This window comes from Peptoniphilus sp. KCTC 25270, assembly GCF_021012875.1.
Lineage (GTDB): Bacteria > Bacillota > Clostridia > Tissierellales > Peptoniphilaceae > JAJMZJ01.
Map to the genome: position 1 here is coordinate 667,247 of NZ_JAJMZJ010000001.1, position 20,754 is coordinate 688,000.

Genomic DNA, 20,754 nt, shown 5'->3' on the forward strand with positions numbered 1-20,754 from the left:
CTACAAAAAATGCGCTCTCTTATGAAAGCGCATTCTAGTTTTATTCTTCGTTTGAGTCAAAGTCTTTTAAGTTAATCAAATCACCAATCGTCATAGAGAATCCGTCATCTTCTGCCTCAACTGGTTCTACTGGACGTTTTTCTTTCTTTGGTTTTGGTTCTCTTTTTGGTTTTGCTTCCGCAACTACTTCTTTTTCTTCTTTAGCAGCTGGTTCGTCATCTTCTAAAAGAGCTTTCATAGAAAGACTGATTTTTTTGTCTTCGTTATTGATGTCTGTAACTTTTACTTCGATTTCTTGACCCATTTCCAATTTGTCTGCAGGTTTTTCTACATGCTCTTTAGAAATTTGAGAAACGTGAAGCAATCCGTCAACTCCAGATTCTAGACGCACAAAGGCACCAAAATCTAACAAGTTTACAACTTTACCTTTTACAACATCACCAACTTTAATAGAGTCAGTGAATACTTCCCATGGTTTTTGTGTTGTTTGTTTTAATCCCAAAGCAATACGATTGTTTTCTTCGTCTACTTTTAGAACTTGAACTTTTACTTCTTGTCCTGGACTAACAACATCGCTTGGATGTTTTACACGATTCCAAGATAATTCAGAAATATGGATTAAACCATCAACGCCTCCGATATCAACAAAAGCACCAAAGTTTGTTAAGCGTTGTACTGTGCCATCAATTAAGTCGCCTTCATTGATATTTCCGTATACTTCGCTACGTTTTTCTTCGATTTCTTTTGCTTCTACGTTTTTGCGAGAAAGTACAAATTTTCTTCTTGATTTGTCAAAGTCAATGATTTCGCAAAGCATTTCTTCGCCAACAAAACGACTTAAGTCACGTTGGAAACGTACAGATGCATGAGAAGCAGGAATGAATCCGTTTAATCCTTCTACTTCACAAGTTAAACCACCTTTAACAACGCTTTTTACGTTTGCAGTTACCAACTCTTTGTTGTTGAACTTTTCTTCCATTTCATCCCATACTTTCATATTTTCTACGCGTTTGTATGAAAGTACTACGTTTCCGTCACCATCGTCCATTTTCATGATAAATACTTGAATTTGATCTCCTTGTTCAAAAAGATCAGATGGTTTTACAGCAGGATCATTGGACAATTCTTCTTTGGAAATAATTCCGTCAGCGCGATAATTAATGTTAACCATAACTTCGTTATCTGTTACATATAATACTTCGCCCTCAACGATTTCTCCGCGACGAACTCTTGTAAAAGAATTCTCAATCGCTTCCATCATTTCATTGTTCATTTCGTCCCTGTTTAAATTTTCCATTCTACTAACAGCCTCCTTGATTACCGAATCTGGTGTAGATGCCCCAGCGGTAATACCTATTTTATTAAATTTTTTTAATGGACGTAGATCGAGTTCATTTATGGTTTGAATATGAAAGACATGCTCACAATACTCTGAAGCGATCTCCACCAACTTCTTTGTATTGGCACTATTCTTACCACCAATAACAAGCATACAATCCACCGTCTTAGCCAACACACGACAGGCTTCCTGGCGGTCTTTTGTGGCTTTACATATAGTATTATACAACAAAATTTCGCCTGTGAAAACCTCTTTTAAGCGAACTTCTACCCGATTTAACAAGTTTATTGGATTTGTTGTCTGAGAAACGACCACAATTTTAGAAAATTGATCGAAATTCAATGAATTTATCTCATCTTCATGGGAAACCACAAAAACATTCTCTTTCCCATAACTTTTTATGGCTAAAATTTCTGGATGATCTTTTTTCCCTACGAGAATAACAGGGACATTTTCCTCTGTCGCTTCCTCTACAATTTTTTGAATTTTTATAACATGAGGACAAGTTGTATCCACAACGGTATTGCCAGTTGCAATTAATTTTTCCTTCTCTTGCTTCTCAATTCCGTGGCTTCTTGTAATCACAACACTGTTTTCAATTGCATCTCTTGGAGAAATTTGTTCCACTCCTAAAGAGGAAAGTTCCTCCACTACAGAAGCATTATGAACGAGTTCCCCAATAATTTTTACCTGCGTTTCTTTTTCGGCTGTATCAAAAGCCAATTGTACGGCTCGTTTTACTCCACCACAAAATCCATAGCATTCACTAAGGAGTATTTCCATCGTATTGCACCCCTTCATAAATATTTTTCATAATTCCTACCATATCTTTTTCGTATTCCTCTTCGGTCCTCTTGCCTGAGGGGAGAGCTAAATCTGGTCGTCTATGAACTGTGATTTTTGAAAAAGGCTTTATTTTCCCTTCAATATAAATGGGAACAACTTTTGCCCCCATTCTAGAAGCAATCAAAGCCGCTCCAGACTTGGCTTGGGTGTAATCTATTGTTTTTACTCGAGTTCCCTCAGGAAAAATTCCCAGGACCTTTCCTTCTTTCAATATAGACATGGCTTTTCGCATACTGCGAATGTCATTGTTCTTCCGATCTACAGGAAAAGCCCCTACTTTTTCCAAAATATAGGCCAATATTTTATTGGAAAATAGTTCTTTTTTCGCCATCCAGTGGATTTGTCGATCAAATAAAATCGATACAATAAACGGATCAAAATCGCTCGTATGATTTCCTATAACAACAACGGGCCCTTCGGGCAATTGCCTATCCCCTTGTATTTTTATGCGAAATAAAATTTTCAAAAAAGGACGTATTATCGTAACGAGTGCTCTATACATTGTTTCTTCTCCAAAACTTTTTCATACATAAATTCCAAAACTTCCTCTTCTGTCATATGGGAAGAATCTACTAAAATAGCGTCTTCTGCTTGGACCAAAGGAGCAATCTCCCGTTCTTGATCTCTTTTATCTCGCTCAATGGTCTCTTGTAAAATCTTATCCAAATCGGCGGTTTCTCCCTTTTCTCTCAATTGATCATAACGTCTTTTGCTACGAATTTCTGGGGAGGCCGTTAAATAAAATTTAACTTCTGCTTTGGGAATAACAACAGACCCTATATCTCTTCCTTCCATTACAACAGAAGATTCTCTCGCCATTTCCTTTTGAATTCCCAATAAATATTCTCTGATTTCTTTTTCCTTAGAAAGCTTTGAGCTGAGTAAAGAAATTTCTTGATTGCGAATTTGATCTTCTACAATTTTTCCATTAATGGCAATCTTTCCTTCTATATAAGAAAATTTTGAAGACTCTAATGTTTTTAATAATTCTCCTAAATTTTCTTCCATTTTATTTTCTTTGGCCACTAAAGCCACACCGCGATACAAAGCTCCCGTATCCACATATACGATATCTAGTTTTTTTGCCAAACCTTTTGCAATGGAACTTTTCCCTGCTCCTGAAGGCCCATCAATGGCGATTCGAACATTCATTTTCTTTCCTCACTTCCTACCGATACTCCTGCCAAATGTCCTGTAGAAAAGGCGATTTGCAAATTAAATCCACCTGTTAAAGCATCTACATCCATCATTTCTCCGACAAAATATAAACCCTCCACTTTTTTTGATTCCATGGTAGAGGGATCAATCTCTTTTACAGAAACGCCTCCACTGGTGATAATTCCCGTATCTTGCTGGAACAATCCTTTGTAAGGAAGAGGATATTTTTTTAATCCTTCTATAATCTGGCTTCGTTCTTCCTTTGTAATTTGATTTGCTTTTTTCTCATGGTCCAAATTCCATTGAGAGAGAAAATTTCCCACCAAAGATTTTGGCAACAAAGTTTCCATAATCTTTTGCAAAGAACGGTTGGATTGTTTTTGAATCTCTCTTTGCATTCGCTGATCCAATTGTTCTTTTGTTAAGGCAGGTTTCAAATCTACCCATATTTCTGGGTTCTTTTCTCGGTTAATATAAGAAGACATACTTAAAGCAATGGGCCCAGAAATTCCATAATGGGTTAGCAATAAATCCCCAAAAAAACGATAGGTTTTTCTCTTTGTTTTTCCATAAAGCTCTACGTTTTTCAAGGTCAATCCCATAAGATTTTCTTTCTTTTCTTGGTTTGTTTTTATCCCAACCAATCCAGCTCTCGTCTCTATCAATTTATGGCCAAAGTGTTTTGCCCAGACGTAACCATCTCCCGTAGAACCAGTAGAGGAATAAGTGATTCCTCCTGTAGCCAAAATGACTTTATCCAATTCATATTGATTTCGATTGGTGCCCAAAACAAAATTCTTTTTCTTTTCTAAAGATTTTACTTCTTCCTTAAGATGAATTTGAACGCCTTGCTTTTCCAATTCTTTTTGTAAAGCTTTAATTACATCGGAGGAATGATCACTTTTTGGAAATACTCGATTCCCTCTTTCTACTTTTAGGTGTAGTCCCAAAGATTCAAAAAATTCCATCGTTTGGTAAGGAGGAAATGTGTAATAGGAAGAATAGAGGAAGGAAGAGTTGTTGACTACTTGTTCAAAAAAATAAGAATCCTCACAATCATTACAAAGATTGCATCGTCCTTTGCCCGTAATAAACAATTTTTTTCCTAATTTTTCATTTTTTTCAAACAAATGAATTTCGTGATTCCCCGAGCGAGCAGCCCATATAGCTGCCATCATACCTCCTGGTCCACCACCAACAACGCCTATTTTCATCCTTTTATCCTTTCAATTCCGTACAATTCCGGAGGTGTATTTCTTTGGTTACAACAAGATATTTTATGTACCGTAAACTCTTTTTGGTCCAATTGTTGCAAATAGTTCTCTAACCCTTGGGATTCCTCTTCGGAGCCAGGGTGTCCCTTATAGAGGACCACTAGAAAAAATCCTCCTACATTTAGTTTTTCCAGTCCATTTTCTAAAGCTTTCTTTGTAGAATCCCATTTTGTAATAATGGATTTATCTCCGCTAGGTAAATAACCTAGATTCATAATCAATGCATCTATCTTTTCTTCCACATATTCATTTAGATTTTCATGGCCGTCCAAAATCATATAATATTCTTTTTCTACATTTTTATCTTTCAATCTATCGGCGGTTTTTTCCAAAGCCACTTTTTGAATATCAAAGCCATAGACTTTTTGAAACCGTTCCAATAAAAATAAAAAATCATGACCATTGCCCAAGGTCAAATCCACGGCAACGTCATAATTTTTTACAAAGGATTCGATAAAAAAATGGGACCATTCTACTGCATTTTTAGGTGTTTTCATAAAGAATTTCTCAACGCCTCAACTTCTTTTTCTGTCAATTCTCTATAGCTTCCTTTACCAAGCCCACCTAATTTTAATGTTCCAAATTGTGTACGCTCTAAAGAAACTACAGGATGTCCAATCGCCTCAAACATTCTGCGGATTTGGCGATTTCTTCCTTCTCTAATTTTACATTCAATGCGAGTTTTCGCACTTCTTTTCCCTACAATACGAAATTTCCCAGGTGCTGTTATTCCATCTTCCAATTCAATCCCCTCAATCAATGGACGAAGCTCTTCCTTACGAACATTTCCTTCCACTGTTGCATAATAGGTCTTCTCCAATTCAAATTTTGGGTGGAGCATTTTTTGTGTAAATTCTCCGTCGTTTGTCAAGAGAATCAATCCAGAAGTATCCCGATCCAAACGGCCTACGGGATACAAACGCAAATCCTTAAATTCATCAATGCAATCCAATACGGTTTTTCGATTTTTTTCATCGGATGCTGTAGACAAAACGCCTCTTGGCTTATTTAACATCACATACACCATTTGGCTTTCTGGCTCAATTTTTTTGCCATTTACTTCTACTACATCGCCTCTTTCAACAATATATCCTTGTTCACGAATAATCTTCCCATTTACTTTTACTTTTCCTTGGGCAATCATCTCTTCGCTTTTTCTTCGACTGGCAACGCCCGAATGGGCCATGTATTTTTGTAATCGCATTATTCCTCCAAAAAGTTTAGGGGTTCATTCGCTATCTCTTGACTTGGTAAATCTTCAATGGATTTCAAACCAAATTTTTTCAAAAAGAACTCCGTGGTTCCGTACACATTGGGGCGACCTGGAACCTCTAACCGATCAACCACTTCTACCAATTCTGCATCCATTAAATTTTTCAAAACTTGATCGCAACGAACGCCACGAATTTCTTCAATATCTGTTTTTAATATGGGTTGCTGATAGGCCACAATGGACAATGTTTCCATGGCCGCATTGGACAAAGATTTTTTTTGTTTCCCTTTCGCGTATTCCTGTACCTTCGCGAACAATTCTGGTTTCGTAGACAACTGATAACTATCTTCTACTTGAACCAAACGCAACCCCCGCTCTTCCTGTTTTAATTTTTCCTCATATTCTAAAAGGAGTTCCTTGCATAGAGGCTTTGAAACTTCTAAAACCTGAGCAATTTCCGATAATTTTAATAAATCTCCCCATGCAAACAATAGACACTCCAAAGTGGCCAATTGATTATTCAATCCATTCTCCTCGTTTCTTCAGAATAATATCTGTCTTATCCTCGGTTTCTATTCCGTAGATTCTTTGTGCTTTCATCAATTCTAGAATCGTTAAAAAATAAGTGATTCTCTCCATTTGAGAAGTAGAATTTTTCATTAATTTAGAAAAAGAAATTTCTTTTTTCTCCCCAAAATAGGAAACAATTTTGCTTTCTGCCTCTTCAAAAGTGAAATCTTGGGCTGGGATTTTTTCCAATTCCTCTACGGCACTTTCATACCGAAGATGAGCCTGCATAATATTTTCAAAAGCTTGTCTTAGATCCCTTATTTCCACATTTTTTAATAGCTCTTTTGGAGAAAAAGTAGAAAAATCCTCTTGTTTTTTATAAATTGCCTGATTTTCATAAGATTCCAATTCTTTCAAATAAATGGCCAATTCTTTCATTTGTTCGTATTGTTGAATTCGTTGTACCAATTTTTCTCTAGGATCTTCTTCCTCCTCTTCCCCTTCAGCCACAAATTTTGGCAATAGAGTTTGGCTCTTAATTTTTAATAACCAAGCAGCCATGGCAATAAAATCAGAGGTAATATCGAGTTCCAATTTTTCCCATTTTTCAATTTCTTCCACAAAATCATCTACCAAAACGTGAATCTCTATATCATAGATATTCATTTTTCGTTTTCGTATTAAATCAATTAAAAGCTCCATTGGTCCTTCAAAGGAAGCTTGAGAAATCATATAACTCATAGAACAACCTTATAAGCAATAGACAAAAAGAAATTCAAAAGACCGGATACAACAGGTCCAATCACTCCACTAATAACTCCTGTCACAACCAAAACAAATAGCAATAAATAAAAATAACGTTCGTATTGATAAAACATGTATTCCCATTTTCTAGGCAATAAGGAAGCCAAAACCTTTGATCCATCCAATGGAGGTAGAGGCACCAAATTAAAGACGCCAAGCATGGTATTGTACCACAATAATTCTACGAAAAAAGGCGCTATGGCCCATTGGTTTCTTGAAGCCAAAAGCAATAAAAAGGCCGATACAATAGCAAATAAAAAGTTTACCGTTACCCCCGCTAAGCTAACCAAAATCATTCCCAATTTTCGATTTTTATAATACATAGGGTTAATAGGAACGGCTTTTGCCCATCCAAAGCGAAATACAACCATAAACAGCAATCCCATTGGATCAATATGATTCAATGGATTGATGCTTAATCGTCCATCTCTTTTCGCGGTTTCGTCTCCCAACCAATAAGAAACCAATCCATGACCAATTTCATGCCCTACAATGGCAATGATTAAAGCAGGAATAGAGAAAAGGAGACCTTGAATATTAAACATTGTGATTAACCTCACTTAAAATCAGTTGGGGTTTTTCTACTTTTTCCTCTTGTATTTCGATGAAAGATAAAAAGACTTTCTCTTGTTCTTGGACTACTTTTTCATCGTTTCCAAATAAAGTAGCCAAAACATCACCTTTTTCTACCTTATCACCGATTTTTTTATTTAATAAAACGCCTGCTCCCATATCTAGAACATCGTCCATTTTCTTTCTTCCCGCTCCTAAATCTCTTGCTAGAATTCCTATTTCTCGAGCAGGCAAGGCAGAAAAATAACCTGCTTTTTCTGCTTTAATTTCCTTTTTATATTGAGATTGAGGGAATAAATTGTAATCTTCTATTACGGCAGAATCTCCACCTTGGTTCTCTACCAAAATGGCAAATTTCTTCAAGGCTTCCCCCGATTCAATAACAGAATAGGCTTTCTTTTCCATTTCTTCAAAAGTACCTTCTCCGGCCATCTCTAAAATTTTTGCCGCCAAATATACAGAAAGATATTCCAAATCTTCAGGGCCATTTCCCTTTAAGGTTTCAATGGCTTCAATTACTTCTAAGGCATTTCCTACAGCAAGCCCTAAAGGTTGCTCCATAGATGTTAACATCGCCATAGTACGGCGACCAAAGGATTCTCCTATGCGAACCAATTCTTCTGCCAATTCCTTCGCAGAAGCTTCGTCTTTCATAAAGGCCCCTTCCCCAACTTTTACATCCAAAAGCAAAATATCACTGGCAATGGCCAATTTTTTACTCATAATACTTGCTGCAATTAGAGGAATCGAATCGACAGTCCCTGTTGTATCTCTAAGAGCGTATAATTTTTTATCTGCTGGTGTAATATTGGCACTTTGGCCAGCAATTACAATCCCATTATCGTTGGCTTTCTTAATAATTTCTTCTACAGAAAGTTCTACGCTAAATCCTGGAATGCTTTCCAATTTGTCCAACGTTCCTCCTGTATGACCCAAACCACGACCACTCATTTTTGCAATCGGCAAGCCACAAGCAGATAAAATAGGGCCTAAAGTTAAGGTGGTTGTGTCTCCTACGCCTCCAGTAGAATGCTTGTCGGCAATTTTTCCTTCAATGGCAGATAAATCAATGGTCTCTCCTGAATCAATTACGGCTTGTGTCAAGAAATCCGTTTCTTCATGGCTCATTCCTTGAAAATAGATCGCCATTAACAAAGCACTCATTTGATAATCTGGTAAATTGCCATCTACATATTCCTTAACAAAACTTCGGATTTCTTCTTCCGTAAATGTTCCACCATATTTTTTCTTTTCAATTAACTCAATTGCGTTCATTTCCTAGCTCCTTAATGCAATTTGTTACAAAAGCAATAAAGGATTCTCGTACCATTTTTGAAACTTCTGTAACTTCACTATGATCCAATGGGGTTTCTAAGATTCCTGCTGCCATATTTGTAATGCAAGAAATTCCCAAAACTTTTACCCCGCGGTGATTGGCAATGATGGCCTCTGGAACCGTACTCATACCAACGGCATCTGCACCTAAAATTCTTGCCATTTTTATTTCAGCCGGCGTCTCGTAACTTGGACCGGTAAAATACATATAAACACCTTCTTGCAATCCCAAACCAGAGGTATCGGCTACTCTTTTTGCCATTTCCAAATGATCTTTATCGTAGGTGTAAGTCATATCTGGGAATCTTGGTCCATCTTTTTCATCATTTGGCCCAATTAACGGATTGATTCCTGCAAAATTAATGTGGTCACGAATTAACATTAAATCTCCTGGCTTGAATTCCTCATTTACACCGCCGGCCGCATTGGTAACTATTAGGGTTTCTATTCCCAAAGCGCACAAAACTTTCGTAGGAAATACCACTTGATCCATGGAAATTCCTTCGTAATAGTGAATTCGCCCTTTCATACATACCATTGGTACGCCTTCTTTGTAACCGAATACCAATTCTCCACTGTGCCCTACCACGGTAGATTGGTGGAAACCGGGAATTTCACTATAAAGAATGGATACAGCTTCTTCCAAAGTGTCGGCAAAATCACCCAATCCACTTCCTAAAATAATCCCCACTTTTGGCTCCATATTTATCTTACTTTTTATAAAATCCATTGTCTTATGCATATTATTTCCTTTCTAAACTAGCGTGTAAAATTCCCATAATGGTTTTGGCATCGGTTATTTGTCCCAATTTTACCATTTTCAAAGCTTCTTCTACTGTATATTCTACGATTTCTATATTCTCCTCTTCATCTAAATCCCTTTTTCCTAGCAGAATATCCTTTGTTTCAAACAGATGAATTTTTTCTGTTGTAAACCCAGGACTCGAGAAGAATTCAAATAAAAATTGAATGGAATTTGCCTTAAATCCAGTTTCTTCTTCTAATTCACGAAGAGCTGCATCCCTTGGAGTTTCTCCATGATCGATCAAACCAGCTGGCAATTCCAGTAAATTTTTTCCCACAGCCACACGATATTGTTTCACAAAGACGATTTTGTCTTCCTTCGTAAAGGCCAAAACAACAACAGATCCTCCATGTTCTACAATTTCTCTTTTCGCATATTTTTGATTTTCTAACTCAACGGTACTTCTTGATAACGTTAAGATTCGTCCTTCATAAATTTTTTCTGTACGAATGACTCTCTCTTTTTGTTCCATTATTCACCTCTATTATTGCTATAAGAATCCTTTAGCATATTCCTTGCCGTTTCACGAGTTTCTTTGTTGCTCTCTCCACTAATCATAGTCGCTATAGACTCAATTCTTTCTTCCTCAGAAAGCTTTATAATGTGGGAAGTCGTCCTTCCGCCCTCTAACTGTTTTTTTATTTGATATTGTTCCTTTGCTCTTGATACCACTTGAGGCAAGTGACTAATGACCAAAAGTTGATGGGTCCTGGACAATTTTTTCATCTTTTCTCCGACTATTTTCGCCGTTTTTCCACTCATCCCAATATCAATTTCATCAAAAATTAAAGTTTCCGTTCGGTCTACATCCGCCATTATACTTTTGAAAGCTAACAAAATACGACTCATCTCTCCACCAGAAGCAATTTCTGTTAAAGGATATAGCTTTTCTCCTTTGTTGGTGGAAATATAATACACGACCTTATCAATCCCCTGTTCATTCATTGGAATCTCATCCAAATGAATGGAAAATTTTCCATGGGGAATGTTTAATTCTTGTAATTCTCTCACCATTTTTTCTTCCAATTGACCAGAGGCTTTTTCTCTCGTTTCATGGATGATTTTTGCCATTTCCATGGCTTCTTTATATCTAAGTTGCGCCTCTCTTTTTTGTTCCTCCATTTTTTCTTCAAAACTTTCAAGAAAAGCAAAACGTTCTGAAACTTCTTGGTAATAATCGGTTATTTTATCATACCCATTTCCATATTTTCGCATGGCCGTATAAATCGAATTCAATCGATTTTCTACTTGGTACAATCGTTCTTCATTAAAATCCATAGACTCCAAGAAATATCTTCCTTCAGAAAAGATTTCCATTAATTCATAACCTATGGATTCCACCCGTTTAGACAGGGCTTCGTATCCTTCATCTAAGCTTTCTATTGATGCAATTTCTGAAGAATAACGGTCCCACAACTCTCGGATCCCTCTCTCTTGATTAACCAAAGAATCCATAGAAAACAAAGACTCTTGAACTTTTGTAGAATTTTTTAGGCGTTTGCCTTCTTTTTCTAACTCTTCTAGTTCTCCTTCTTGCAGGGCCAACTCCTCTATTTCATCCATCTGATATCGCAAAAGCTCCATTTCTCGAACTCGAGACGCTTCATCCGAATTTTCTTCTTGAATAAATTTTTCAATTTGCCGGTAATTCGCAACTTTTTCTTTCAGATTTTTCAAATTTTCCAAATGTTCGGTTCCAATATATTGGTCTAAAAACTCCATTTGAGCTTTCCCATTTAGCAAAGATTGATTTTGTTGCTGGTAGGTTGAATCGGCCAACGCATTTCCAACTTCTGTTAAGACACTGTTGGGAACCGTTCTTCCATTGATTCTACAAATGGAAGGGCGATCCAAAGAAATGCTTCGATTTAATATTAAAACTTCGTCCTCTTGGATTCCATTTTCTTCCAAAAGTTGTTTTACATAAGAATTGTTCGTTTGAAATACTGCTTCCACATGGGCTGAATCAGAACCATCACGAATCATGGCTTTTTGTGCTCGTGCTCCCAATATCAAACCTATGGCGTCCATAATTATGGACTTTCCTGCCCCGGTCTCACCGGTTAAAACATTGAAACCGGAAGAAAATTCCACGTTGGTGCGGTCAATTATAGCAAAGTTTTCAATGTTAAGGCTTAACAGCATTTTACAACTCCTTTCTGGCCCGATCTACCACTTCTTCTACATTTATATTTTCTAAACTTCCTTCCTCTCTTTTACCCAATAAGAGAAGAAATTCTATATTTCCTGTTGTTCCTTTAATGGGAGAATACGTCAATCGTTGAACAAAAAGTCCCTCTTCTTTTACCAAATCCAAAGTATTTTCCAACACTTCAATATGGGTACTACGTTCTCTAATAACTCCCCCTTTGCCCACTTTTTCTTTCCCGGCTTCAAATTGAGGTTTTACTAGAGCACAAATCATCCCGTCTTCCCCTAAAAATTCCGTTGCTTTTGGCAAAACAAGGGAAAGACCAATAAAAGAAACATCTATAGAAATAAAATCAATGGTATCTGGAATATCTTCTTTTTCCAAATTTCTTATATTGGTCCTCTCCATTACTACAACTCTTGGATCTTTTCGCAATTTATAATCCAATTGATTGTATCCTACGTCGATGGCATAAACTTTTTCTGCCCCTGCTTGTAACATGCAGTCCGTAAATCCGCCTGTGGAAGACCCTATGTCCATACAAATTTTTTGTCCTAGATCGATAGCATTTTCTTGAATGATTTTTTCTAATTTGAATCCACCGCGACTTACATATTTTAAGGATCGACCTTTTATAACAATCTCTGAATCGACATCTAGCATTTCTCCTGGCTTCGATACACGATTGTTCTCAACAAAGACCTCGCCCGCCATAATCAATACTTTGGCTTTTTCTCGGGAAGGAGCCAATCCTTTTTCATAAATTAACTTGTCGGCTCTTTCTTTCATCTTTTACTCCTGACGTCCCAATATTTTATCCATTAATGCCTTCAGTTGAGAAAAATCTCCCTGAATTTTCTCAACCTCGTCTTTGCACTTTTCTGTATATTTCTCTGCATTCTCTTCCAAATGCTTTAACAAATTTTCGTCATACTCTTGGAAATCTTCTTTAATATCAAAAAGATCATCTTGCATTTGGTAACTTACCCCTAATAACAACCCTGCTTGATAAAATGCTTCTGCTTTTTCTTCGATTCCTTCCACCAAAGCACTTGCCATGGCTAAAGCCGCTCCAAGAAGAGCCCCTGTTTTTTTCTCATACAACAAAATATCTTGAGAAGAAGCCCCAGCAGTAATGTCCATAGCCTGTCCATCAATCATTCCTGTTGTCCCGGCTGCACGGAATAAATATTTTGCAGCAAGAATTCCACCATTTCTTTTCTCCGGATTCATCTGAGAAATTCCTATCATCGCTAGCTCCATGGCCTCATTTAGCAATCCATCTCCTACTAAAATCGCCATATCTTCGCCAAATTGTTTATGTACTGTTGGTTTTCCTCTACGAAAATCATCGTCGTCCATAGCTGGTAAATCATCATGAACCAAGCTATATGTGTGGATGCATTCCAAGGCGGCTGCAAAATATACACTACAAGAGCATTCCCATTGGTAATCTTCCAATAATGTGTAGAAAAGGGTTGGACGAATTCGCTTCCCCCCTGACTCTAAAGCGTATAAAATCCCTTCCTTTAACGTTGGATGACATATATCTTTTTCTATAATCCATTGACGCAAAAAATCATTTAATTCTTCAATTTTACTGTTTTTCATATGTCACTACCTCGTCACTATTCTCTTCTCTCTGAGCAAAAACTTCCACCCTTTGTTCAAAATCCGTAAGCATTTGGCTCAATTCCTTATAAATTTTCATTCCCTCTTCGTATTTTTCCACCATTTCTTCTATGGACAATTCCCCGCCATTCATTTCTTCCACTATTTTTTGTAATTTTTCTTGTCCCTCTTTGTATTTCATTCCGCACCTCTTTCTCGGATTTCTTTTACAACGCCTTCAATCCAACCATCATAAAATTCAATCGTAAAAACATCCTCTTTTTCAAAATCAGAAACAGAGCAGACCAAATCCTTGTCCGCCTTAAAAATTTTATGATATTGCAAATGGAGAGCAGATTCTTCTAACGATTGGAAAAGATTTTCTAAATCCATGCGTTTTTTCTCTAAATCCTTTTGAAGAATTCTTTCTACTTTTTGTTTCCATTCTCTAGCTTCCCATTTATCTTTTGTAATCTTGTGAAGAATATTTCTTGGATTCAAACGATGAAAGTCCACCGTTAAATTTTCTCTTTTTTTATAGATTTGAGATTCGATTCCTAAATCCAAATCTTTTTTTATATTCTCAATTTCCCAACGATTTAGAGCAAAGGAATCCTTTGACACCAGTCGATCCATTTGAACAAAAAATCTTTCCAAATCTTGAACTTTAGAATCCATGGCTCGGTTCAACTCCAAGTCCATTTGATTCAACAGAGAGTCCAGTTTTTGAATCCATTGCAGTTTATCTGGTATAACAATTTCTGCCGCCGCAGAAGGAGTGGAAGCCCGTAAATCGGCTACAAAATCTGTCAAAGTAAAATCCACCTCATGACCTACAGCCGATACAACCGGATGGGACAAAGTGGAAATGGCGCGCACAAGTTCTTCTTCGTTAAAAGCCCACAAATCTTCTAAGGATCCGCCGCCGCGGGTAATAACAATCAAGTCAATATCTTCTCGAACATCTAATTTTTTTAAGGCCTGAATTAAATGAATGTGAGCCGTTTCTCCTTGAACCAAGGAAGGAGAAATCAATAGGTCTACCATAGGGTTTCTTCGATTTGCAATACGCAAAAAATCTGCCAAAGCTGCCGCTTCTAAAGAAGTTACTACCCCTATTTTCTGGGGATATTTAGGAATCTCCTTCTTTTTTTCTAAATCAAAAAGACCTTCTTTTTCTAGTTTTTTCTTCAATTCCAAAAAACGTAAATGTAAGATTCCTTCTCCCGCTACTGTCATTTCTGAAATTACTAGCTGAAGCTTTCCACCTTGGGTATAACATTGAATTTGCCCTTTAATAAGAACGGACATCCCTTGTTTCGGCTCAAAATCCAAAGATTCACAATTCCATTTATACATAATTCCTGAAATCTGTGATTCTTCGTCTTTTAAGGTCAAATAAAGATGCCCCGATGGATATTTTTTTGCTTGCGAAATTTCTCCTTCTACAATTACTGCTTGAAGGAGATAATCCATTTTTAATATTTTGTTAATGTATTGATTTAATTCCGATACTTTAAGAGGGTTCATCGTTCTCTTTGTACTTTCTCGCAATGGTTCCTAAGATACCATTAATAAATTTCGAGCTGTCTAATGTACTATAATTTTTTGCCATATCGATGGCTTCGTTAATAGATACCGCTAAAGGAATATCATCGCAATACAAAAATTCATAGACAGCAACGCGTAAAATAGCCAAATCTACTTGAGCCAAACGCTCTAAAGTCCATTTTTTTAAGTTCGTAGAAATTTCATTGTCAATTTCGTCCAAATGTTCCACAATTCTTGGAACATGATCTCGAATGTATTGTTTTTCTTTTTCTATAAACTTATGAGATACCAAATCTCTTACGATAATCCCCTTATCCTCTTTATACATTTCGTGAATGGATAATGCTTCTTCTTCATCACTAGGAGCCTCTAAAAAATAATTTAGCATCTCTAAAGAATAATCTCCTTTGTGATTCATGGCGAATAAGGTTTGCATCATGCCAATTCTTGCAATTTTTCGACTCAAAGAAACCTCCTTAAATGGACAAGTTCACTTTATCGCCTTCATTTAGTCGAACGCCATTTACGTGAACATTTACAGCAACAATATCTAAGTCGGTCATATTATCTATGCTTTCTTTGACTTTTTCTTGTACTTCTTCTGCCACCTCTAGAATATTTTTTCCATATTCTACAGTGATGGACATATCAATTACAGATTGTAATTCATCAGAAGTGATTTTTGCCATCTTGTTTGGGTTTCCAACTTTCAATATATCTCTAACACCTTCACGTTTCACATGAATATTATTCACCACTCCATCTACGCGAATAGCAGCTTCTTGAGCGATTTTGGTAATTACATCGTCTGCGATTTTTACGCTATTGTTTCCTACTTGGTCTACAAAATATTTATCTGCCATAGTGACCTCCAATCTTATCCTCCATTATACCATAAAATGCCTATTTATCTAAATATTTCCCATTAGAAAAGGCGGCCTCTTGGCCGCCCTATTTTATTCTTCTGTTTCCAAATCTTCTTCTTCAAAGTCGTCCAAACTCATATAAAAAGATTCGTCATTATCGTCATCAAGATCTTCGTATCCTTCATAGAAATCAAATTCATCGAAATCGAAATCGTCAAAATCATCATAATCTTCGTCGTCTTCGTCGTAAACATATTCTTCTAGTTCACTTAGATCTTCTTCAATTGCATCAACGTATTCTTCTACCTCAATGAATTGTTCTTCAACTGTCTCTGCTAGTTCACCAACAATATCGATTAGTTCTAATAAAATTTGGCCTTCTTTTGAATTTTCTTCAAAACCCAAACCTTCTGCTAATCCTTCCAAATATGCTATTCGTTGTAAAAGATTTCTCATAGTATCCTCCAAATCTTAAACTCTAGACATGTACTCCCCACTACGTGTGTCGATACGGATTACATCGCCGCGATCAACAAACAATGGTACGAGAAGAGTGAATCCAGTCTCTACAGTTGCCGGCTTCGTTGCACCAGAAGAAGTGTCCCCTTTTAATCCAGGCTCTGTTTCTGTTACTTCTAATTCCACAAAGTTATTAGGAGAAACGCTAAATGGTTTACCTTGATAGATACTTACTGTTACATTGTCATTTTCACGAATAAAATTCAAAGCTTCTTCTACATAACTTCTTTCCACAGGAATTTGCTCATAAGTAGAATTATCCATGAAATAATACAACTCGCCATCACTATAAAGGTATTGCATCTCTGTCGTTTCAATAACAGCATTTTCAAACTTTTCAGATGGATTAAATGTTGTATCCTTGATTCCACCATTCAAAACCGAACGAATCTTTGCTCGAACGAACGCCGCTCCTTTCCCTGGTTTTACGTGTTGGAAATCTACAACTTGATACACGTCACCATCCATAACAAAAGTTATGCCTTTTCTAAAATCACCTGCTGATATCATTGTTTTCCTCCTTCTTAGTACTGCCCTTATTATACCAAATCTAATTTTATTGGACAAGCATCCCCTTTTATTCAATCGATTTCTTTAGACGTAAAATTTTTACTTCTTCAAAAAAATCGGTATTCCCCAACATTTCTTCTACATTTCCTGGAACAAATTTCGTAGAAATCCAAGGAGAAAAACTTTCCTCTCCTATAACCAAACCTTTACATTCTACATTTCCTTGAATTTGAGCCCCTTTTTCCAAAATAAGAATCCCATTTATAGTAAGATTTCCCTTTATAATTCCTTCAGATGAAATTTTTACAATCCCTGACCAGTTCCCAGGAGATGGAATTTCCAACTCTTCGTTGACCAATAAAACCCCTCGATGATAGGCAGGCAGACGAAATAAAAAAGACCTCTCTATTGCCCCGTCTACTCCTTGAATTTCCTCGGCAACTTCTATATAAGTTTTTTCTTGGGTTAGAATACTTTTCTGAGAAATCGTATAAATTTTTTCTCCAATATATCGATTTTTTTCATAAAAATTTCCTCCTAGTTTTTCTTTCATAAAAGTCCCACCAGGAGCAGATTCCAACTCTTCCCATGACAAAAATCCATCTTCTTGCTGAAAGATCTCTTTATATAATTTCCCCTGTATTTCCACGTTGGTTTCTATTCCCTTATATTTTGAATTTACAGCTAAGCTGAAATTAGAAAATTCTTCTGGCAACTCCTTCTTTCTAAGTATCGCACTTCCCTCCGCTTCTTTCCATTTTGGGTTGGGAAGCGGATTTTCATCTCTAATATATAATTCTTGAAACAATCCGTCTTTTCTTGCTTGAAAATAGGCTAAATATCCTAAACTCTCCGCATAATAACTGCTTTGTATTCCTATACTTTGCGAATCTTGGCGGATGGTTTTTTTATTCGTTAAAGTCAAAATCCACAAAAAAACCAAAGAGACTATTAAAAACACAAAGAGTACGGCAATGGCTACCCCACCATTTATTTTTCTCATTGGGCCCCCCTTAAAGCAACTTTTTGCTCCTGAAGAGAATTTTTATACTCCCACGAAATATGTAAAATATCCTTCTCTTTCTCTACTCTCCAACCGTCCAAAGACGATAAAATTACATTTTTCCCTATATCTTCTGAACTCCAATGAATCCCTTCCTCCGAATTGCTTCGGTACGCTTGGCGCATAAGGGATTTTTGTTCAAAATAATATTGAATATGCAAATAAGGAGTTTCTCCCTTTTCTTTTTCCTTTATGGTCAGTTGTATTTTATTATTGGTTAGGATCTGAATTTTATCTGCCTTCAAAATTTCATCCGATACTGTTGTTGTAGCAAAATAGAGGCGATTTTCCTTTATCCATTGGCGGCTAAATCCCTCGCTATACTCTAAAGAATTTTTCAGCAAAGAACCGATGAGAAGAAATAAAATGGATGCAATTCCAATAGCAAAAACAATCTCAAGGAGCGTAAAAGCCTTGACTGGGTCGTAAAGCTTCCAATACTTTTTCTTCCGTTCCAATCTTGTATACCTCCACAATTTCTAACCCCTCTTTATATGGAGTAACTCTACATTCTACGTATTCATTTTCTGAAATTTCCTCGTGACCTATGGCAAGTTCCATAACATTTTGTGCCTCATAAAGAATCCTTTCTTTTTCATTCATAATACGATTGGATTTTTCTATGCTGCCAAAAGATGGAAGGAGCAAAATTATTAGCACAGAGAGAATTAACAGACAGAAAACGATTTCAATCATCGTAAAGGCCTTTGTTTTCATTCCTCTACCTCCCGAATTGATACATGTCCATTTACTGGAGAAAGTACCAATGCTTTTGTTGTTTTTTTGATTCGAAAATACATGGTGCCGGCATTGGAAGGGCGACCCGATGAACTAAAGGCCAGTTGATCTCCAAAATTTCCACCATATTTTCCATGCAAAAATTCCAGATCCTTTTCCAACGGAATCGATTCTTGCTTTTCATGATTTACATATAGACAATAACATCCCTTTTCAATGGATAAAGAAGTGGGAACTCTTTCTTTTAATGCAGTTGTGCGCAACCATTCCAACTCATGTTCCATGGTAGTCAATTGGCGCTCCGCCTTAAAGGTCGAAACGCCAAAAAAACTATGAATAGAAATAGCCAGAAGAATTCCTAGAATTCCTATAGCAATGACCATTTCTATTAAAGTAAAAGCTTTAATTTTATACTTCATGAGATAAAATTTGGAAATTTTTCAAGACAATTTCCTCTTGTACCTCTTGAGAATCTACAAATAGATAGCGGAACTGTGTTGCGCGTTTGGTTCCGTCCATTCCTTTTAGAGAAAAGAAGATTCGATCATACCCTTCTCCCCCGCCAGTACGACGGCTTTCTTCTACTATTGTTGTATTTCCTAATTGATCGGCAATCAACAATTGGAATTTTCCTTGAGTTACTGAATGATTGGATACATCAATGGACAATTCATATCCATTTTTAGGTAAATAAATTCCACCTGTATTCAATTGAATTTCACGATTGACTGTTTCTCTATTTCCTGGCACCATTTCTCCTGGCACTTCTATATATCCTGCATTCTCATCCTCTGGATTGATAATGACTTGTTTTGGACCTTGTACCATAGGGGTTGGAGGAGTAGAAAAATTCAATTGAACCCACTTTTCTGCCACACCCAATCCAGCGATCCCATTAGAGTTAGTCATTTTCACAGCCAATCCATCTAGAGAGTTTACGCCAGAAATAGAATCTGGCATCCCATAAGTCAAAATCGGTTGTGCATTGTATTGAGTGTCTGGCTTTCTCTCTGGAGTTGTAGAAGCTGGTTTTACCAAAGGTCCTTTTGGTTCCTCTGGCTTCTGAGGTTTTGGTGCTGGAGTTGGTTTTGTGGGCGTCACTGGCACCTTTGGCTTAGTTACATTCGTGCTACTAGATGACTTCGGTGTGATGGTTTTTACAACGGTTTTTGGAGCCTTTATAATTTTACTAGCTGGCGTTGCCGTTGTTGGTGGCGCCGTAATTGGTGCTGGAGCAGCTGGTGCTGCTGCTACATCAGCTGCCACAAAACTACCACTTGCCAAAGTATGGTCTACAAATGTGTAGGGGATTTGAACAGATAAAGTGGTTAACTCCTTACCATCTAAATCTTTCTGATAGTTCATATCGCTAATGGCCATCGTTTTTTCAGAATTTTGGATGCCTTGTAAAAATTGAGACAATTCCCCTGGCGCTCCAGAATATTCTACCGTTAAAGTAACTCCGCCTTCTGCTCCTTGGGAATTTTGAAATTGTTCCCCTACAATGAGTGCATAAGGATCGTTTGAAATCAAATTCATTACAGCATTTTGAACTTCCGATTCTAAGAACAATGGTTTGTCTGATTTTACCTCAGTAAATCCATCTTCTTCCTTGGCTTGAGCCACGTGAGAATCTGCGGAAAGAGCTAATAAAATAGACTCCTTTTGTTCCATTGGTCCATTAATAAATCCATAATATCCCAATAAACCACAGCTTACCAACACAAGAGCCCCTGCCAAAATTTCATCTGATTTTTTTTGTCGTTTGTTTTTGAATCGTTCAATAATATTTTCATCGATTTCCGTTTCGGAAAGGGATGGTTTTTCTTTTTTTAATTTATTTTTGAATGTATCGAAAGATATTTTCATAATTCACCTCTTTCCAAC

The 20,754-nt window shown here is 36.8% G+C and carries 26 protein-coding genes; all 26 read right to left on the minus strand.

Annotated elements, in window-relative coordinates:
* Positions 1–40 precede the first annotated feature (40 nt).
* On the minus strand, positions 41–2,122 hold the full coding sequence (locus LQU94_RS03255; RefSeq protein ID WP_230635222.1) for a bifunctional 4-hydroxy-3-methylbut-2-enyl diphosphate reductase/30S ribosomal protein S1: 2,082 nt from the start codon (positions 2,120–2,122) through the stop codon (positions 41–43).
* Positions 2,106–2,687 (minus strand): 1-acyl-sn-glycerol-3-phosphate acyltransferase, encoded by a 582-nt coding sequence (locus tag LQU94_RS03260; RefSeq protein WP_230635224.1) that lies wholly within the window; start codon positions 2,685–2,687, stop codon positions 2,106–2,108. The genes LQU94_RS03255 and LQU94_RS03260 overlap by 17 nt, the downstream gene beginning before the upstream one ends.
* Positions 2,663–3,337 carry a (d)CMP kinase gene (gene cmk / locus LQU94_RS03265; protein ID WP_230635225.1) on the minus strand — a complete coding sequence of 225 codons (675 nt, stop codon included), beginning with the start codon at positions 3,335–3,337 and terminating at the stop codon, positions 2,663–2,665. The genes LQU94_RS03260 and cmk overlap by 25 nt, the downstream gene beginning before the upstream one ends.
* Positions 3,334–4,557 (minus strand): NAD(P)/FAD-dependent oxidoreductase, encoded by a 1,224-nt coding sequence (locus LQU94_RS03270; RefSeq protein WP_230635226.1) that lies wholly within the window; start codon positions 4,555–4,557, stop codon positions 3,334–3,336. Before LQU94_RS03270 ends, cmk begins: the two co-directional genes overlap by 4 nt.
* Entirely contained in the window at positions 4,554–5,114 is a 561-nt protein-coding gene (locus LQU94_RS03275; RefSeq protein WP_230635227.1) for a class I SAM-dependent methyltransferase, read from the minus strand. Before LQU94_RS03275 ends, LQU94_RS03270 begins: the two co-directional genes overlap by 4 nt.
* Positions 5,111–5,821 carry a pseudouridine synthase gene (locus LQU94_RS03280; protein WP_255702382.1) on the minus strand — a complete coding sequence of 237 codons (711 nt, stop codon included), beginning with the start codon at positions 5,819–5,821 and terminating at the stop codon, positions 5,111–5,113. Before LQU94_RS03280 ends, LQU94_RS03275 begins: the two co-directional genes overlap by 4 nt.
* A complete protein-coding gene (gene scpB / locus LQU94_RS03285) occupies positions 5,821–6,354 on the minus strand; it encodes an SMC-Scp complex subunit ScpB (RefSeq protein ID WP_230635229.1) in 534 nt (177 codons plus the stop codon). The genes LQU94_RS03280 and scpB overlap by 1 nt, the downstream gene beginning before the upstream one ends.
* Positions 6,347–7,081 carry a ScpA family protein gene (locus tag LQU94_RS03290; RefSeq protein WP_230635231.1) on the minus strand — a complete coding sequence of 245 codons (735 nt, stop codon included), beginning with the start codon at positions 7,079–7,081 and terminating at the stop codon, positions 6,347–6,349. Before LQU94_RS03290 ends, scpB begins: the two co-directional genes overlap by 8 nt.
* Entirely contained in the window at positions 7,078–7,689 is a 612-nt protein-coding gene (locus LQU94_RS03295) for a site-2 protease family protein (protein ID WP_230635233.1), read from the minus strand. Before LQU94_RS03295 ends, LQU94_RS03290 begins: the two co-directional genes overlap by 4 nt.
* Positions 7,682–8,992 (minus strand): pyrimidine-nucleoside phosphorylase, encoded by a 1,311-nt coding sequence (locus tag LQU94_RS03300; RefSeq protein ID WP_230635235.1) that lies wholly within the window; start codon positions 8,990–8,992, stop codon positions 7,682–7,684. Before LQU94_RS03300 ends, LQU94_RS03295 begins: the two co-directional genes overlap by 8 nt.
* Positions 8,979–9,794, minus strand: a complete 816-nt coding sequence (locus LQU94_RS03305; protein ID WP_230635237.1) for a purine-nucleoside phosphorylase — start codon at positions 9,792–9,794, stop codon at positions 8,979–8,981. The genes LQU94_RS03300 and LQU94_RS03305 overlap by 14 nt, the downstream gene beginning before the upstream one ends.
* A 1-nt stretch (position 9,795) precedes the next feature.
* Positions 9,796–10,329 (minus strand): NUDIX hydrolase, encoded by a 534-nt coding sequence (locus LQU94_RS03310; RefSeq protein WP_230635239.1) that lies wholly within the window; start codon positions 10,327–10,329, stop codon positions 9,796–9,798.
* Entirely contained in the window at positions 10,329–12,002 is a 1,674-nt protein-coding gene (recN, locus tag LQU94_RS03315) for a DNA repair protein RecN (RefSeq protein ID WP_230635241.1), read from the minus strand. Before recN ends, LQU94_RS03310 begins: the two co-directional genes overlap by 1 nt.
* A 1-nt stretch (position 12,003) precedes the next feature.
* Complete coding sequence (locus tag LQU94_RS03320; RefSeq protein ID WP_230635243.1) at positions 12,004–12,798, minus strand: TlyA family RNA methyltransferase; 795 nt, start codon at positions 12,796–12,798, stop codon at positions 12,004–12,006.
* A 3-nt stretch (positions 12,799–12,801) separates the two neighbouring features.
* Positions 12,802–13,620, minus strand: a complete 819-nt coding sequence (locus LQU94_RS03325) for a polyprenyl synthetase family protein (protein ID WP_230635245.1) — start codon at positions 13,618–13,620, stop codon at positions 12,802–12,804.
* The gene (gene xseB / locus LQU94_RS03330) at positions 13,607–13,822 is read right to left on the minus strand and encodes an exodeoxyribonuclease VII small subunit (RefSeq protein ID WP_230635247.1); all 216 of its coding nucleotides are present in this window, start codon (positions 13,820–13,822) and stop codon (positions 13,607–13,609) included. The genes LQU94_RS03325 and xseB overlap by 14 nt, the downstream gene beginning before the upstream one ends.
* A complete protein-coding gene (gene xseA, locus LQU94_RS03335; protein WP_230635249.1) occupies positions 13,819–15,150 on the minus strand; it encodes an exodeoxyribonuclease VII large subunit in 1,332 nt (443 codons plus the stop codon). The genes xseB and xseA overlap by 4 nt, the downstream gene beginning before the upstream one ends.
* Positions 15,137–15,637: a transcription antitermination factor NusB gene (gene nusB, locus LQU94_RS03340; protein ID WP_230635251.1), complete on the minus strand. Its 501-nt coding sequence runs from the start codon at positions 15,635–15,637 to the stop codon at positions 15,137–15,139. Before nusB ends, xseA begins: the two co-directional genes overlap by 14 nt.
* Positions 15,638–15,647: 10 nt before the next feature.
* Positions 15,648–16,034, minus strand: a complete 387-nt coding sequence (locus tag LQU94_RS03345; RefSeq protein WP_230635253.1) for an Asp23/Gls24 family envelope stress response protein — start codon at positions 16,032–16,034, stop codon at positions 15,648–15,650.
* A gap of 93 nt (positions 16,035–16,127) precedes the next feature.
* Positions 16,128–16,493, minus strand: coding sequence for a CD1247 N-terminal domain-containing protein (locus LQU94_RS03350; protein ID WP_230635255.1), 366 nt, complete (start codon positions 16,491–16,493; stop codon positions 16,128–16,130).
* 15 nt (positions 16,494–16,508) lie between these two features.
* A complete protein-coding gene (gene efp, locus LQU94_RS03355; protein ID WP_230635257.1) occupies positions 16,509–17,066 on the minus strand; it encodes an elongation factor P in 558 nt (185 codons plus the stop codon).
* A 67-nt stretch (positions 17,067–17,133) separates the two neighbouring features.
* The gene (locus LQU94_RS03360; protein WP_230635259.1) at positions 17,134–18,069 is read right to left on the minus strand and encodes a polymer-forming cytoskeletal protein; all 936 of its coding nucleotides are present in this window, start codon (positions 18,067–18,069) and stop codon (positions 17,134–17,136) included.
* Positions 18,066–18,587: a type II secretion system protein gene (locus LQU94_RS03365; protein ID WP_230635261.1), complete on the minus strand. Its 522-nt coding sequence runs from the start codon at positions 18,585–18,587 to the stop codon at positions 18,066–18,068. The genes LQU94_RS03360 and LQU94_RS03365 overlap by 4 nt, the downstream gene beginning before the upstream one ends.
* On the minus strand, positions 18,526–18,846 hold the full coding sequence (locus LQU94_RS03370) for a hypothetical protein (protein ID WP_230635263.1): 321 nt from the start codon (positions 18,844–18,846) through the stop codon (positions 18,526–18,528). Before LQU94_RS03370 ends, LQU94_RS03365 begins: the two co-directional genes overlap by 62 nt.
* Positions 18,843–19,286, minus strand: coding sequence for a Tfp pilus assembly protein FimT/FimU (locus LQU94_RS03375; protein ID WP_230635265.1), 444 nt, complete (start codon positions 19,284–19,286; stop codon positions 18,843–18,845). Before LQU94_RS03375 ends, LQU94_RS03370 begins: the two co-directional genes overlap by 4 nt.
* Entirely contained in the window at positions 19,276–20,736 is a 1,461-nt protein-coding gene (locus LQU94_RS03380; protein ID WP_230635267.1) for a hypothetical protein, read from the minus strand. Before LQU94_RS03380 ends, LQU94_RS03375 begins: the two co-directional genes overlap by 11 nt.
* Between the last annotated feature and the right edge of the window lie 18 nt (positions 20,737–20,754).